14 protein-coding genes are annotated in these 15,941 nt (G+C 61.2%); 9 read left to right on the top strand and 5 right to left on the bottom strand.

The features are described from left to right. The first annotated feature begins 23 nt into the window (after positions 1 to 23). From AC1DQM_RS18770 to AC1DQM_RS18760, 3 genes are all read left to right on the top strand, one after another. Entirely contained in the window at positions 24 to 1,382 is a 1,359-nt protein-coding gene (locus AC1DQM_RS18770) for a TolC family outer membrane protein (RefSeq protein WP_019648053.1), read from the top strand. Positions 1,383 to 1,408: 26 nt separating this feature from the next. Next, on the top strand, positions 1,409 to 3,568 hold the full coding sequence (locus tag AC1DQM_RS18765; protein WP_477746658.1) for a type I secretion system permease/ATPase: 2,160 nt from the start codon (positions 1,409 to 1,411) through the stop codon (positions 3,566 to 3,568). Between the two features lie 239 nt (positions 3,569 to 3,807). Continuing rightward, positions 3,808 to 5,172, top strand: coding sequence for an HlyD family type I secretion periplasmic adaptor subunit (locus AC1DQM_RS18760; RefSeq protein ID WP_477743407.1), 1,365 nt, complete (start codon positions 3,808 to 3,810; stop codon positions 5,170 to 5,172). Between the two features lie 152 nt (positions 5,173 to 5,324). On the opposite strand, the gene AC1DQM_RS18755 is transcribed toward AC1DQM_RS18760, so the two are convergent. Both AC1DQM_RS18755 and AC1DQM_RS18750 read right to left on the bottom strand, forming a co-directional pair. Continuing rightward, positions 5,325 to 5,918 carry a tRNA-uridine aminocarboxypropyltransferase gene (locus AC1DQM_RS18755; RefSeq protein ID WP_064619603.1) on the bottom strand — a complete coding sequence of 198 codons (594 nt, stop codon included), beginning with the start codon at positions 5,916 to 5,918 and terminating at the stop codon, positions 5,325 to 5,327. Between the two features lie 4 nt (positions 5,919 to 5,922). After that, a complete protein-coding gene (locus AC1DQM_RS18750; protein ID WP_007938472.1) occupies positions 5,923 to 6,816 on the bottom strand; it encodes a LysR family transcriptional regulator in 894 nt (297 codons plus the stop codon). Between the two features lie 391 nt (positions 6,817 to 7,207). Here AC1DQM_RS18750 and speB point away from each other — a divergent pair, with 391 nt between their 5' ends. The 5 genes from speB to AC1DQM_RS18725 all read left to right on the top strand — a co-directional run bounded on the left by speB (position 7,208) and on the right by AC1DQM_RS18725 (position 12,282). Continuing rightward, complete coding sequence (gene speB, locus AC1DQM_RS18745) at positions 7,208 to 8,158, top strand: agmatinase (RefSeq protein WP_007942156.1); 951 nt, start codon at positions 7,208 to 7,210, stop codon at positions 8,156 to 8,158. A gap of 9 nt (positions 8,159 to 8,167) precedes the next feature. Then, positions 8,168 to 8,590 carry a YybH family protein gene (locus tag AC1DQM_RS18740; RefSeq protein WP_018929906.1) on the top strand — a complete coding sequence of 141 codons (423 nt, stop codon included), beginning with the start codon at positions 8,168 to 8,170 and terminating at the stop codon, positions 8,588 to 8,590. A gap of 54 nt (positions 8,591 to 8,644) precedes the next feature. Further along, on the top strand, positions 8,645 to 10,156 hold the full coding sequence (locus AC1DQM_RS18735; protein WP_477746657.1) for a purine-cytosine permease family protein: 1,512 nt from the start codon (positions 8,645 to 8,647) through the stop codon (positions 10,154 to 10,156). A 247-nt stretch (positions 10,157 to 10,403) separates the two neighbouring features. After that, positions 10,404 to 11,783, top strand: coding sequence for a sodium:solute symporter family protein (locus AC1DQM_RS18730; RefSeq protein ID WP_477746656.1), 1,380 nt, complete (start codon positions 10,404 to 10,406; stop codon positions 11,781 to 11,783). A 247-nt stretch (positions 11,784 to 12,030) separates the two neighbouring features. Then, the gene (locus AC1DQM_RS18725; protein WP_026345692.1) at positions 12,031 to 12,282 is read left to right on the top strand and encodes a phosphopantetheine-containing protein; all 252 of its coding nucleotides are present in this window, start codon (positions 12,031 to 12,033) and stop codon (positions 12,280 to 12,282) included. 186 nt (positions 12,283 to 12,468) lie between these two features. Here the strand turns inward: AC1DQM_RS18725 and AC1DQM_RS18720 are convergent, their stop codons facing one another. After that, positions 12,469 to 12,597, bottom strand: coding sequence for a PA1414 family protein (locus tag AC1DQM_RS18720; protein ID WP_007914492.1), 129 nt, complete (start codon positions 12,595 to 12,597; stop codon positions 12,469 to 12,471). Positions 12,598 to 12,737: 140 nt separating this feature from the next. Next, the gene (gene ptrR, locus AC1DQM_RS18715; protein WP_138866141.1) at positions 12,738 to 13,631 is read right to left on the bottom strand and encodes a putrescine utilization regulator PtrR; all 894 of its coding nucleotides are present in this window, start codon (positions 13,629 to 13,631) and stop codon (positions 12,738 to 12,740) included. A gap of 104 nt (positions 13,632 to 13,735) precedes the next feature. Between ptrR and AC1DQM_RS18710 the strand changes: the two genes are divergently transcribed. After that, positions 13,736 to 14,926 (top strand): MFS transporter, encoded by a 1,191-nt coding sequence (locus AC1DQM_RS18710; protein ID WP_477746655.1) that lies wholly within the window; start codon positions 13,736 to 13,738, stop codon positions 14,924 to 14,926. Here the strand turns inward: AC1DQM_RS18710 and AC1DQM_RS18705 are convergent. Beyond that, positions 14,862 to 15,794, bottom strand: a complete 933-nt coding sequence (locus AC1DQM_RS18705; protein ID WP_028939950.1) for a DMT family transporter — start codon at positions 15,792 to 15,794, stop codon at positions 14,862 to 14,864. The genes AC1DQM_RS18710 and AC1DQM_RS18705 overlap by 65 nt on opposite strands. Positions 15,795 to 15,941 lie beyond the last annotated feature (147 nt).

Genomic DNA, 15,941 nt, shown 5'->3' with positions numbered 1-15,941 from the left:
TCAGGAATCAGGGAGATGCACCCATGCGCGTTTTAACCCCCCTTTGCAGTGCGATTCTGCTGGCCATGGCCTGCGCTTCTCAGGCTCAGGCGATGTCATTGACCGAGGCGATCCAGAGCACCATTGCGACCCACCCGGAACTGGCGTCTCGGGTCGATGCCCGGCTCTCGGCCGACGAGCAGATTAAAGTCGCTAAAGGGGGCTTTTATCCATCGGTGGATTTGAACGCCGCCTATGGGCGCGGCTACAGCGATAACACCACCACCCGGTCGCGTGGCAATCACAACACCGAAATCCTCACCTACACCCAGTCGGAACTGCGCCTGCGGCAAATGCTGTTTGATGGTTTCAACACCGCCAACGAGGTCGCGCGCACCAAAGGCGTGTCCAACTCGCGGGCCTATTACGCTCAAGGCACCGCCCAGGACCTGGCCCTGCGCACCATCGAGGTGTACCTCGAAGTGCTCAAGCGCCGCGAACTGGTGACCCTGGCCAAGAACAATCTACAAGCGCACATGCGGGTCAACGATCAGATCGGCCTGCGTACCCAGCGTGGGATCGGCAGCAACGCCGACGCCGACCAGTCCACCGCTCGCCGGGCACTGGCGCAAAACAACCTCGACACCGCCGAAGTCGATCTGGCCGATGCCGAAGCGAATTTCTACAGCGTCGTGGGGCGCATGCCCGATGAACTCGAAGCGCCGCCGTCGACCCGCGGCGAACTGCCCGCCACCCTGCCCGAAGCCCAGCAGAGCATGGTGGAAAACAACCCGTACCTGAAATCCGCCCAGGCTGATGTGCAATCGGCCGAGAGCCAGTACGAAGTCGCCAAGTCGCCGTTCTACCCACGCTTCGACGCCGAAGCAGCGGTGGGCGCCAATAACAATGTGCAGGGCGATCAAGGCCACGACAACGAATGGCGAGTGGGCGTGGTGATGAACTACAACCTGTTCCGTGGCGGCAGCGACAAGGCCCGGTTGGCCTCCGATGCGCATCAGATCAACCAGGCGATGGACATCCGCAACAACGCATTGCGCCAGCTCAACGAGAACATCCACCTGGCCTGGAACGCCATGCAGAACGCCAAGAAACAAACCCCGACCGCCCGTGAATACGCCGAAACCACCACCCGTGTACGGGCGGCGTATCAGGATCAGTTCGGTCTCGGCCAACGGACTCTGCTCGACTTGCTCGACAGTGAAAACGAGCTCTACAACGCCAACCGCCGCTACACCGAAGTGCGCTACACCGAGGAGTTCTCGATGTACCGCGTGCTGGCGAACATGGGCCAGTTGTTGAGCAAGCAACGGGTGGTGCTGCCCGCCGATGCGATCGCCGCCACCGAAGTGAAAAACGAAGCGCGCTTGCCTGAACTCAAATGAAGTAACGCCGTGTAGGAGCGATCAATGTGACCAGCATGGAAACCGGCAACACGGGTGTCGATCCGCGTCTTAGTTTCGATGATCCGCTTCTGGACGGCCTGTTGATTCTCTGCAAACTCCACGGCGCGACGGTCAGTCGCGCCAGCCTGAGTGCCGGGCTGCCAATGGCACACCAACGCTTGAGCCTGGACCTGCTGCCCCGCGCAGCGGCCCGGGCCAGTTTGCAGGCGCGGGTGCTGCGCCGTGAACTGGCGGATATTTCTGCGCTCAACCTGCCGGTGATGCTGATCCTCAACCATGGCCGCTGCGCGGTCTTGCGCCGTTGGGGCGACGATGGTCAGGCGCTGATTCTGCCCAGCGAAGCCGACGGCGGAGAACAGTGGGTCAGTACGGACGAGCTGGCCGCCAACTACAGCGGCCAGGCCTTGTTCGCCCGGCCACGGCATGAACTCGAAGACTTGCGCGCGCCGCTGGTGCCGCGGGTCGAGGCGTGGTTTCGCGACACGCTGAAGCTGTCGAAATGGCTGTACAGCGATGCGATTCTGGCAAGTTTCCTGATCAACCTGCTGGGCCTGATGGTGCCGCTGTTCGTAATGCAGACCTACGACCGGGTGGTGCCGAACCAGGCCACTTCAACCTTGTGGGTGTTGTCGATCGGCTTGCTGATCGGCACCGGTTTCGAACTGGTGCTGCGGGTGGTTCGTGCACACTTGCTGGACACTGCCGGGAAGAAAACCGACGTGATTCTTTCAGCGACCCTGTTCGAACGCATCACCGGCATGGCGATGAAAGCGCGACCCGCAACCATCGGTGGTTTCGCCCAGAGCATTCATGACTTCCAGGGCCTGCGGGAGTTTCTCACCGCCGTCACGCTGACCAGCCTGATCGACATGCCCTTCGCTGTGCTGATGCTGGTAGTCATCGGCCTGCTCGGCGGCTGGCTGGTGGTGATTCCACTGCTGGCCTTCCCCATCACGATCCTCTTCGCCATGGTGATTCAGGCGCGCCTGCGCGACACCGTGCAGAAGAGTCTGAGCCTCGGTGCCGAACGCCAGGCTCTGCTGATCGAAACCCTCGGTGGCCTGGAAACCCTCAAGGCCTGCAGCGCTGAAAGCGAGCGCCAGCACAAATGGGAAAGCACCCACGGCGCCCTCACCCGCCTCGACAGCCATGCGCGCAACCTCTCCGCGCTGGCCACCAACGGCACGCTGTTCATTCAGCAGTTTTCCGGCATGGCGACCATCGTCGCCGGGGTCTATAGCATCATCGCCGGCAACCTCAGCGTCGGTGCGCTGGTGGCAAGCTACATGCTCGGCAGCCGCGTGCTCGCGCCGCTGGGGCAGATCGCCGGGTTGATTACCCGTTACCAGCAAGCGCAACTGACCATGAAAAGCACCGATTCGCTGATGTCGTTGCCGCAAGAGCGCGATGCCAGGCAGCGGCCGCTGGAGCGCACGCAACTGCAAGGCGCCCTGGACGTCAGCGGCGTGACGTTCCACTACAACGGCCAGAACGCGCCGGCCCTGGCCAACGTCAGCTTCAGCATGAAACCGGGCGAGCGGATCGGCATCATCGGCCGTAGCGGCTCGGGCAAAAGCACCTTGGCGCGGCTGGTGATGGGTTTCTACGCGCCGGAAGAAGGCCAGTTGCTGCTCGATGGCCTGGACCTGCGGCAACTGGACGTCGCCGACCTGCGTCAACAGATCGGCTATGTCGCCCACGACCTGCCCTTGTTGGCCGGCAGCCTGCGCGACAACCTGACCCTCGGCGCCCGTTATGTCAGCGATGCCCGGATGCTTGAAGTCGCTGAGCTGACCGGCGTGACTGAACTGGCGCGTCAGCATCCACAAGGGTTTGATCGGCCAGTGGGCGAGCGTGGTCAATTGCTGTCGGGTGGGCAACGGCAAGCGGTGTTGCTGGCGCGGGCCTTGTTGCTCGATCCGCCAATCATGCTGCTCGACGAACCGACCAGCGCCATGGACAACAGCAGCGAAGACCTTCTACGGCAGAAACTCCACGGCTGGGTCCAGGGCAAAACCGTGCTGCTGGTCACCCATCGCAGTTCGATGCTCAGCCTGGTGGATCGGCTGGTGGTGCTGGACAACGGGCGGATCGTCGCCGACGGCCCGAAAGAAGCGGTGATCGATGCATTGCGCAAGGGCCGTGTCGGCTCTGCGACGGTTTAGGAGCGCCCACTCGATGCCAATACATACTTGTGGCGAGGGGGCTCCTGTGGCGAGGGGGCTTGCCCCCGTTGGATCGCGAAGCGACCCCAAAGCCATTCACCCCGTTGTATCAGACAGATCGAGCTGGCAGGTTTACGACTGCTTCGCAGCCGAACGGGGGCAAGCCCCCTCGCCACAGGAGCTCCCTCGCCACAAGTTTGTGATCGGCCTTATTTCTCTTAACTGACGGGTATCGCCTCATGTCTGCTCAAACACCGGATTCAGCGGCCCGAAGCTACTTCGGCAGTTTCAGCAAAAGTGCCGAGAGCGAGTTCATGCCGGAAACCGCCGGCGCCTCGTTGCAGGATTCACCGCGCTGGTCGCGGATCACCGTGTGGCTGGCGGCGGCGCTGCTGATCAGCGCGCTGGTCTGGGCCAAATTCGCCGTGTTGCAGGAAGTCACCATGGGCGAAGGCAAGGCGATTCCGTCGAGCAAGATACAGGTGATCCAGAACCTGGAAGGCGGCATCGTCACCGAGATTTTCGTTCGCGAAGGGCAAATGGTGAACAAGGGCGACACCTTGCTGCGCCTGGATGACACGCGATTCCTGTCGAATAAGGGCGAAAGCGAAGCGGACCGCTATGCCTTGATCGCGCAGGTCGAACGATTGTCCGCCGAAGCGGAAGGCCGGCCATTCACACTGTCGCAGGAAGTGATCGCCAAGGCGCCGCAAGTGGCCGAGGACGAACGCTCGCTGTATGAACAACGCCAGCGCCGACTGGCCAGCGAACAGCGCACGCTGACTGAACAACTTCGGCAAAAAACCCAGGAACTGGCGGAATTCCGTTCCAAACAGGGGCAGTTCAGCTCCAGCCTGGCGCTGCTGCAACAAGAGATGAACATGTCGGCGCCGCTGGTGGGCACCGGGGCGGTGTCACCGGTGGAAATCCTGCGGCTCAAACGTAGCGCGGTGGAAATCCGCGGCTCGTTGAACGCCACGACCCTGGCGATTCCCCGGGCGGAATCGGCGATCAATGAGATCAAAAGCAAGATCGACGAGTCCGAACAATCCTTCCGCTCGGACGCGGCGAAAGAGCTGAACGAGAAACGCACCGACCTGTCGAAAATCACCGCCACGAGCATTGCCATCGACGACCGGGTAACGCGCACCACCGTGGTGTCGCCGGTTCACGGCATCATCAAAGTGCTGAAGGTCAATACCATCGGCGGCGTGGTCCAGCCGGGCAGCGACATGGTGGAAATCGTGCCCGTGGAGGACAACCTGCTGATCGAAGCCAAGGTCCGCCCTCAAGACGTGGCGTTCCTGCACCCGGGCCAGAAAGCCATGGTCAAGTTCAGCGCTTATGACTACACGATTTATGGCGGGTTGAGTGCCAGGCTTGAGTTGATCGGGGCGGACACCATTACCGATGACAAGGGCAACAGCTTTTATCTGATTCAGGTCAGGACCGACAAGAATCACTTGGGCGGGGATGTGAAACCGCTGCTGATCATTCCGGGGATGGTGGCGACGGTGGACATTATTACCGGGGAGAAAAGCGTGCTGGATTACCTGCTTAAACCGGTGTTGAAGGCACGGACCGAGGCGATGCGCGAACGCTAAGTCTCACGCTGTCCCTGTGGCGAGGGAGCTTGCTCCCGCTGGAGTGCGAAGCGCTCCCAAAACCTGTCAGCATGATTTCCCTGACACACAGGCTGAATGGTTTTGGGGCTGCTGCGCAGCCCAGCGGGAGCAAGCTCCCTCGCCACAAGTCATCACCGGCCGTGATTCTTCTGATAGGTCTCCTCCCCCATCGCCGCGATCTGCCCCTCGATCAGCGCCTCGAACGGCTTTAATAACGGCTCGAAACTGCTCGGTGCTTCGAGGGTCTGCAACGCCTGCACAATCGCCTCCACCGTCGACAATGCCCCCGGCCCCGGTGCCTTGCGCAAGCGATAACGGGACACCCCGCCCTCGGCCAATGTCACTCTCGGCAACGCCGCCAGCAATGGATTGAGGTGCAGCATCTTGCGCGCCTTGCGCCAGGTACCGTCCGGAACCACCAGCAGCAGCGGCTTATCACTCGCGGTGTACGCCTGCATCGGCTGCGCATCTTCACCGGGAAACAACAGCCGCGCCTGATAGCCCGGTTGATTCAACAACGCCGGCAAATCCTCGAACACCTCGCCCACGATCAACTCGGCATTCTTGAGTCCCAACGCAGCCAATCGTGCGGTATTCAATGCATGGTTCACTTCACTCGGATGCTGCAACAGCAACACCCGCGTGCGGCTATCCAGGCTTGGGATCAGTGGGCACAGACAATGGGTTTGCGGGCGCAGGCAGCGCGGGCACTGGATTCTGGACATTTTCTTAAGCCTGATTGAGCTGTGCTTTGAGCAAATCACGGAAGGTCTGGATCAGCGGCTCGCGGCTACGGCCACGGCGCACGATCATCGAGAATGGCGCCTGATAACCGAACGTCGCCGGCAGCAGCACGCGCAAATCCCCCTTGTCGGCCCAGGCCTGGGCGTAGTGCTCCGGCAGGTAACCGATGTAGGCGCCGGACAGCACCAGAATCAATTGGGCCTCCATACTTTCCACGGTCGCCGCGCTGTGCTTGAAACCATGACGCGCCAGTTCGGCCTGGCTCCAATAGCCGCGACCGACCATGCGTTGCTGGGTGATGACCTGTTCGGGGATGCGCCGCTCGTTGAACAGCGGATGACGGCTGCTGCAATACAGCCAGTGCTGTTCGCGGTAGAGCGGCATGTAGACCAGACCGCTCATGCGCGTGGAAAAGGCACCGATGGCCAGGTCGAGGCGGTTGTCCTGCACGCCGAGTTGCAGTTCGTATGGGCTCATGACCGAGAGATGCAAGTGCACCGCCGGGTGTTCCTGGCTGTAGGCGCCGATGGCTTCGGCGAACGGCAAGGCCTTGTCGCTGACGGTGGAATCGATCACCCCCAGGTTCAACGTGCCGCGCAATTCGCCTTTGAGGGCGGCGGCGTATTGTTCGAAACCTTCGAGTTCGGCCAACAGACGCAGGGTTTCCTGATGGAACAGCTCGCCCTTGCTGGTCAGGCTGAAACCGCCGCGACCACGATGGCACAGCACCAGGCCGAGGGCCGCTTCGAGCTGGCTCATATAGGTGCTGATGGCCGACGTCGAGAGATTGAGCTCGTGCTGGGCGTTGGCGAACCCCTGATGGCGGACCACGCTGACGAAGATGCGCAATAGTTTCAGGTCGGGTAAAGCGTTGGCCATGGGGGGGCTCCATTGCAAGGTAGTGCATGTTGCTTTTGTGGCGAGGGGGCTTTTGTGGCGAGGGGGCTTGCCCCCGTTGGGTTGCGCAGCAGCCCCAAAACCATTCACCCCGGTGCAATCAGACAGACCGAGTTGGCAGGTTTACGACTGCTGCGCAGCCCAACGGGGGCAAGCCCCCTCGCCACAGTGATCTCCCTCGCCACAAGGATTCGGTGCATGGTGGGGAGTCTATCTTCCCGCCCGCCATTAGTTTAGAAAAATCTGAACTAAGTATTTGCCCGTAGCGATTCTTCCCGGCCACTGCATTTCGCAGAATCGGCCCACAGCGGTGCCCGTCTCTCCCCGAGCGGCTTACCTGCATAAATAAAACAACGACGATGAGGCCTTACCCGTGGACAAGATTCTTCACCAACCACTGGGCGGCAATGAAATGCCGCGCTTCGGCGGCATCGCCACCATGCTGCGACTCCCCCATTTGCCATCCGCTGCCGGCCTGGACGCTGCCTTTATCGGCATCCCGCTGGACATCGGCACGTCCCTGCGCCCCGGCACCCGCTTCGGGCCGCGTGAAATCCGCGCTGAATCGGTGATGATCCGTCCGTACAACATGGCCACCGGCGCTGCGCCGTTCGACTCGCTGTCGGTTGCCGACATCGGTGACGTGGCGATCAACACCTTCAACCTGCTGGACGCCGTGCGGATCATCGAAGAGGCCTACGACAATATCCTCGAACACGATGTGATCCCCCTGACGCTGGGCGGCGACCACACCATCACCCTGCCGATCCTGCGTGCCATCCATAAAAAGCACGGCAAGGTCGGCCTGGTGCACATCGACGCTCACGCGGATGTGAACGATCACATGTTCGGCGAGAAAATCGCCCACGGCACCACCTTCCGTCGCGCGGTAGAAGAAGGTCTTCTGGATTGCGACCGTGTAGTGCAAATTGGCCTGCGGGCTCAGGGCTACACCGCTGATGACTTCAACTGGAGCCGCAATCAAGGCTTCCGTGTGGTTCAGGCTGAAGAATGCTGGCACAAATCCCTGGCGCCGCTGATGGCCGAAGTTCGCGAGAAAGTCGGCGACGGTCCGGTGTACCTGAGTTTCGATATCGACGGCATCGATCCGGCCTGGGCACCTGGCACCGGCACCCCGGAAATCGGCGGTCTGACGACCATTCAGGCGATTGAAATCGTGCGCGGTTGCCAAGGCCTCGACCTGGTCGGCTGCGATTTGGTAGAAGTCTCGCCAGCGTACGACACCACCGGCAACACCTCGCTGCTGGGCGCCAACCTGTTGTACGAAATGCTCTGCGTACTGCCAGGCGTGGTCCATCGCTGAGGATCGGTCATGAACGAACGTGATCAGGTACTCAATGCCGCCGCCGAACTGGTGTCGGCCTTTGCCCGAAACGATCGCGAAGCCTACTTCGGCGCATTCAGCATCGACGCCAGCTTCGTGTTCTACACCCTCGAACAGCCCCTGCTGTCGCGCGATGCCTACCAGGCGTTGTGGGACAGCTGGCGTGCCGAGGACGGCTTCGAGGTGCTGTCGTGCACCTCGAGCAACGCCTTCGTCAGCCTGCAGGGTGACGTGGCGATTTTCATCCATGACGTGGCCACCGAGCTGCGCATGCAAGGGGAGCAACACTTCAGCCAGGAACGCGAGACGATTGTTTTCAAGAAACAGGCGTCTGGCCAAGAACAACAAGGCCTATGGCTGGCCTGCCACGAACATTTGTCCGCAATGCCGGAAGGGCTGCCACCCCCTTAGCCAAACAGGTGACGCTCACGCACGATGAGCGCGCCTTTATGATCGGAGCAGATCATGAATAACAACAACAAAGACCAAAGCCTTACGCAAATTGAAACCTACGGGGTCGAGCAGATCCCGGACAACGAACGCACCGCAGGCCCGACGGACTTGTTCCGGATGATCTTCGGCGGTTCCAACACCTTCGCCACCGCCGTGCTCGGCAGTTTCCCGGTACTGTTCGGCCTGTCTTTTCAGGCGGGCGTCTGGGCGATTGTGCTGGGCGTGTTGCTGGGCTCGCTGATCCTCGCGCCGATGGGCCTGTTCGGTCCACTCAATGGCACCAACAACGCCGTGTCGTCCGGTGCGCACTTCGGCGTGCACGGGCGGATCGTCGGTTCGTTCCTGTCGCTGTTGACCGCTATCGCCTTCTTCTCGCTCTCGGTATGGAGTTCGGGTGATGCGTTGATCGGTGGTGCGAAACGCCTGATCGGCCTGCCGGAAACCGACCTGACCCTGGGCCTGGCCTACGGTCTGTTCGCGATCCTGGTGCTGACGGTGTGCATCTACGGCTTCCGCTTCCTGCTGTGGGTCAACAAGATCGCCGTGTGGAGCGCCAGCCTGCTGTTTCTGCTGGGCGTCTTCGCCTTCGCCGGCCCTTTCGATGTGAACTACGCCGGCAGTGTCAGCCTCGGTCAACCGGGTTTCTGGGCGGCTTTCATCGGCGCTGCGCTGGTGGCGATGAGTAACCCGATTTCCTTCGGGGCGTTCCTCGGCGACTGGTCGCGCTACATCCCGCGTGACACCTCCAAGCGCCGGATCATGGCTGCCGTGGTGATCTCGCAGATCGCGACCTTCATCCCGTTCCTGTTCGGCCTGGCCACCGCCACCATCGTAGCGATCAAGGCACCGGACTACATCGCGGCCAACAACTACGTCGGCGGCCTGCTGGCGGTATCGCCGAGCTGGTTCTTCCTGCCGGTGTGCCTGATTGCGGTGATTGGCGGCATGTCCACCGGCACCACGTCGCTGTATGGCACCGGGCTGGACATGTCCAGTGTGTTTCCACGGGTCCTGTCGCGGGTTAAAGCGACGCTGCTGATCGGCGTGATGTCGATTGCCTTCATCTTCATCGGGCGCTTTGCAGCGAACCTGGTGCAGAGCGTGTCGACCTTCGCCGTGCTGATCATCACCTGCACCACCCCATGGATGGTGATCATGATCATCGGCCTGCTGGTGCGTCGCGGCTTTTACTGCCCGGATGACCTGCAAGTGTTCACCCGTGGCGAAAAAGGTGGCCGCTACTGGTTCACCCACGGCTGGAACTGGCGTGGCCTGGGCGCCTGGATCCCGAGTGCCGCGGTCGGTTTGTGCTTCGTGAACCTGCCGGGGCAGTTTGTCGGGCCGCTCGGCAATCTGGTCGGCGGGATCGACATCAGCCTGCCGGTAACCCTCGGCCTGGCTTCGCTGGTGTACCTGACGCTGCTGAGCCTGTTCCCGGAGTCGGCTGCGGTGTTCGGCCCCAACGATGCACGCAGCAAGGGCACGGATTCGCTCGGTAAACCGGCGATGCGACAAGCCGCCTGATTCAACTCGCAGAAATTGTGTCGAGGAGCTTTTGTGGCGAGGGGGCTTGTCGGAACGCCGCATCGCCCCGTTCGACTGCGCAGCAGTCGCAATACAAACAACCGGTTCTGACTGAAGAACCGCGCTATCAGGTTTTGGGGCCGCTTCGCGACCCAACGGGGGCAAGCCCCCTCGCCACAATTAAGTGTTCCATCGCATCACTGCTATTCAGCCTCACCATAAAAAAGACAATCGGAGACACGCCATCATGGCTTTGGATTTATTCGTCGTACTCATCTACGCCGCCGCGATGCTGATGCTCGGCTATTACGGCATGCGCAAGGCCAAGACCAACGAAGACTTTTTGGTCGCCGGTCGCAACCTAGGCCCGAGCATGTACATGGGCACCATGGCCGCCACCGTTCTGGGCGGCGCGTCCACCGTCGGCACCGTGCGCCTGGGCTACGTCCATGGCATCTCCGGTTTCTGGCTGTGCGCGGCACTCGGCTGCGGGATCGTGGCGCTGAACCTGCTCCTCGCCAAACCGCTGCTGAAACTGAAAATCTACACCGTTACCCAAGTGCTGGAAAAACGCTACAACCCGATGGCCCGCTCCGCGAGCGCGGTGATCATGCTGGCGTATGCGCTGATGATCGGCGTAGTTTCGATCCTGGCAATCGGCACCGTGCTGCAAGTGCTGTTCGGCCTGCCGTTCTGGGTCTCGGTATTGCTCGGCGGTGGCGTGGTGGTGATCTACTCGGCCATCGGCGGCATGTGGTCCCTGACCTTGACCGACATCGTCCAGTTCGTGATCAAGACCGTCGGCCTGATGTTCATCCTGTTGCCGATCTGCCTGTACCGCGTTGGCGGCTGGGATGAATTGGTGTTGAAACTGCCGGCCACTGCCTTCAGCTTCACCACGATTGGCTGGGACACCATCATCACCTACTTCATGATCTACTTCTTCGGGATCCTGATTGGCCAAGACATCTGGCAGCGTGTGTTCACCGTCAAGAGCGCCAAAGTGGCTCAGGTCGCCGGTACCTTCGCAGGCTTCTACTGCATCCTTTACGGCCTGGCCTGCGCCCTGATCGGCATGGCCGCTCACGTGCTGATCCCGGACCTGGACAACGTCAACAACGCTTTCGCCGCCATCGTCAAACTGTCCCTGCCGGACGGTATCCGTGGTCTGGTGATCGCCGCGGCCCTGGCGGCCATGATGTCCACCGCCAGCGCCGGCCTGCTCGCCGCTGCCACCACACTGACCGAAGACCTGCTGCCGAAACTGCGTGGAGGCAAACAGTCGAGCCTGGGCATGAACCGCCTGTTCACCCTGTTGACCGGCATCGTCGTACTCGGCATCGCTCTGGTCGTACATGACGTGATCAGCGCGCTGACCCTGGCTTACAACCTGTTGGTGGGTGGCATGCTGATCCCACTGATCGGCGCGATCTTCTGGAAACGCGCAAACACCGCCGGCGCCATCGCCAGCATGGGCCTGGGCTTTGCCACTGCGCTGCTGTTCATGATCAAGGACGGTATGGACGCCAATACTCCGATCTACTACAGCCTCGGCGTGGGCCTGGTGAGTTTCGTGGTGGTCAGCCTGCTATCCCGTCGCCCGGCCGTAGTGGCGAGCGCTGCCTAAGATTTCTATAACGACCTGATGCTTTCTTCGGCGGGTGTGGCGTCGGTTGCCACACCCGTTTTTTTTCGCCTGAAGGAATTTGCCCATGAAGATCGTCAGCCGCGATCAGTGGTTCAAGATCGAACGCATTTCGGTAGCCTTCCGGAGAGTATCTGCGCTCGATGATTGACGAGTGGCAGCGCCGACACGCCTGAAGCCTGCTGTACTCAGCGTCAGGGACCTCATAACGTTCTCGAAGAAGGACCTCATGACAAGAGCCGCCGTTCGTGCCGCCGTGCATCGTCGCATCCGCCGCCTGCTGGAAAACCAGGATGACTTCGACGACAACACCAACCTGATGCAGTTGGGATTGGACAAAGAGGATATTGAAGAGCTGATCTTCCGCCTGGAGGATCAGTTGGGGTTGACGGCGTTTACCGCCGAAGAAGACCGGATTCTCAAGACTGCCAGGACGGCGAATGACTTGACCCGGTTTTTGATTGAAATTGGGCGGTATTGAAACGGATTGCTAAATACATCCGATGGGCCGAACGAATCTCTGTGGCGATGGAGCTTGCTCCCGCTCGATTGCGCAGCAATCGCAAGCTGTACTCGCGCTCAACCTGACCCACCTGAGTGGCGATGAATGGGGCCGCTGCGCGCCCCAGCGGGAGCAAGCTCCCTCGCCACAGGTGATTTGCCAGACTTACCGACGGCGCTGCTGGCGGCGACGTTGTTCGTCATCAGTGCGAATTGGCACCGGTTGCAGAGGCGGTTCAATCAAACCGAGTGCGACACCCAGGTCATGCAGCCAGTTTTGGATTTTCTCTTTCATGATGCCCCCCTTCAGGGTCGTGCCGAGCGGCCGAAGTTCTGTAGCCCCTTCGCACTGATAATAGTCCGAAGTCCTACGCAATGCTCGCTCAAGATCGCAATGATCTGTTACTGAATTGATCCAAATCCTTGGACGTTAGTTCAAGAAATTGACTGGGCCTGGACCATGGTCGACGGATACACCGCCTGCTGCTGCTCGATCCATGCATTCAGGTTGGCCCCGACCATGCCTTTGCGCCACATCAGCCAGGTGGTCGCGCTGGCAAACGGCTCGGCCAACGGGTGCACCGCCACGCTTTCACGCCCCGGCAGACTGGCGAGCATCGACTCCGACATCAGCGCCACGCCAGAGCCGGCAATCACGCAGGCCAGCATTCCCGGATAAGACTCGATCTCCATGGGTCGGCCCATAGCCGCATGGTCATGGGCAAACCAGGCTTCCAGGCGCATCCGGTAGGAGCAGCCCTGGCGAAACGTGAACACCGAACGCCCTTCGACATCCAGAGCACTGCGCACCGGCGGATGATCGGCCTCGCTGATCAACACCAGCCGTTCGTCGCACAACGGCACGCCGTCGAGCCCGGCCAGTTCCAGCGGGCCGTCCACCAGCGCCGCATCGAGACGCCCGGTGAGCAGCCCTTCGAGCAATTCACCGCTGGGCCCCGACTGCACTTGCAGGTTCACCGCCGGGTAGCGGCGGTGATAACGCGCCAACAGCTCTGGCAAGTGAATCGCGGCGGTGCTGTACATGGTGCCCAGTACGAAATCCCCGGCCGGTTGCCCGCCCTGCACCGCCGCGTGAGCTTCGTCATGCAAGGCGAACAGCTTGGTGGTGTAGTCCAGCAGGACTTTTCCCGCAGGTGATAACTGCAAACGCTGACGCTCACGCACGAACAGTTCGACACCCAGTTGCTCTTCGAGCTGTTTAAGCCGGGTCGACAGGTTGGAGGGCACGCGATGCAGGCGTTCGGCGGCTCGCGTAATGGAGCCCTCTTCCGCCACCGCTTGGAAAATCCGCAATTGGCTGAATTCCACGCCATTCTCCAAATCAGAACAAGTTTCTCACTATTATTCATTTTTAAAGAAAGTCAATCAGTCCTAGCCTGACGGTCATTGATCCTCGAAACGGAACTCAGACCATGTCCCCTCTGATTCGCTTAACCGCCAGCTTTGTCGCCCTGATGATGGCCATGGGCATCGGGCGTTTCGCCCTCACCCCACAACTGCCGCACTTGCTCAACGAAGGTCAGATCGACCTGACTGCCGCTGGTCTGATTGCCGCCGCCAACTACCTTGGTTACTTCGTCGGCGCGGTGGATGCGATGTTCGCCCGTCGCCCCGATCAGGTTCGCAGGCGCCTGCTCGGCGGTTTGTGGTTGTGTGTATTGCTGACCCTGGCCTCGTTCTGGGCCAACGGGTTCTGGGCGCATCTGGCGCTGCGTTTCGGCACGGGCGTGGCCAGTGCCTGGGTGCTGGTGATGATTACCGCGTTGAGCCAACCGCTGGCAGCGGCGGCCGGTCGTCCGCGACTCGGCGCCTTGGTGTTTGCCGGACCGGGTCTGGGGATTTTTCTGACAGGGTTGTTGGCCTTGGGCTCGAACCTGCTGGGGCAGACGTCCGCAACCTTGTGGCTGGTGTATGCCGCTGTCGGGCTGGTGATGCTGCTGGCGATTCTGCCGTTCCTGCCGCAGCCGGCCGCCACTTCAACGGAGACACCGCTTGCCACCAAGTCGGCTGCCCAAGGCGTCGGACGCTTACCGGTAATCTATGGGTTGTACGGTCTGGGCTACATCATCCCGGCCACTTTCCTCTCACAAATGGCCAGCGCGCAGTTCCATGGGCAATGGCAAGCCGATCTGTTCTGGCCGTGCTTTGGTCTGGCGGCGGCGGTCGGGGTCGTGTTGGTGAGCCTGCGTCGGCACAACCCGAACGCAACTCGTCATTGGCTGATGGCGACGCTATGGCTACAGGCCGCCGGGGTGTTTGCTTGCCTGTTGGGCAGCGGTGCCGGCCTGGCGCTGGGGGTGATCCTGTGTGGCGGGCCGTTTCTGGCCTGCATGCAACTGGTGATGCAGCGCTCCCGGGAACTGGCGCCCCACGCCACCCAGCGCAACGCCGGGCTGCTGACCGCGTGCTTCGCCGTGGGTCAGCTCAGCGGGCCGTTGCTAGCCGCGTTGAGCAGCCATTTCAGCGGTGGCTTGCAACCCGCGCTGGTGATCGCCGGCGGCGGTTTTATCATTGCCGCAGGTTTGCTGCTGCGCCCGATCAGGGTTGCCCAAGTGCTTTGCGCAAACGACGGCGCACCCACTGCTCTGCGCTCACAAAAGTGATCCCGAGCAAAACCAGTACCGCGCCGATCACAAAGTTCAGGCTCAGCTCTTCACCCAGCAGCACCACGCCGAACGTGACGCCGAACAACGGCGTCATGAACGAAAACACCGCGAGGTTCGCCGCCAGGTAACGGCGCAGTAGCCAGAACCACGTCAGGTAGCTGAAGAACGACACCACCAATCCCTGAAACAGCACGCTGGCCACCGCCACCGTGGTCAGGCTGACATGGGTGACCTGACCACTGAGGATCGCAATCAGCAGCAGGCCGACGAAGCCGACGATCAGTTGATAAAACAGCGTCAGGGTCACCGGCGCTTCCGACAGGCGCGAGGCGCGCACCACCACGGTGGTCGCGCCCCACGACGCGCCGGCCAGCACACCCAGGGCATCGCCCATCAACATGCGGTGGTCAAGATTGTCCCAGGACACACCACCGGCAAACGCAATGGCAATGCCAATGAACGCCAGAAAAATCCCCAGCCACTGCACCGGCCTTAAACGCTCACTCGGCAGCAACCAATGCACGCCCAACGCGGTAAAGATCGGCGCGGTGTAGAGAAATACCGACATATGCGCCGCCGTGGTCAGTTGCAGACCTTCGGCAATGAAGAAGAACTCCAGGCCAAACAACGCGCCGGCCAGCAAGCCGCCGCGCCAGGTAGTCCCGACCTGATCCCAACCGCCCTTCCAGCAGATCAATAATCCTACAAGCAACGCGGAAATACCCGACCGCCCCGCCGCCTGCATGACCGGCGCGATGTCGGGCGCCGCCCATTTGATCATCACCTGTTGCACACCCCAGATCAGGCACAGCCCGACCATCACTTGCAGGGCAAACCCATCGGCGCTACGCCGGGTGGCGCTCACCGGAACACCTCGACAACACAATCCATGGCAGTGACTCGACAGTAAAAGCAAAGCCCCGGCCTTCCTGCTGAACAGAGGGTGCCGGGGCGAAAAATTATGCTGTCGATTATTAACCAGATGGACAGAAAAAGGTGTCTGCAAAAGACC

This window comes from Pseudomonas sp. 01L34 (assembly GCF_056400265.1).
The sequence above is the reverse complement of the archived record's forward strand: the minus strand, read 5'-3'. Positions and strand labels throughout refer to the sequence as shown.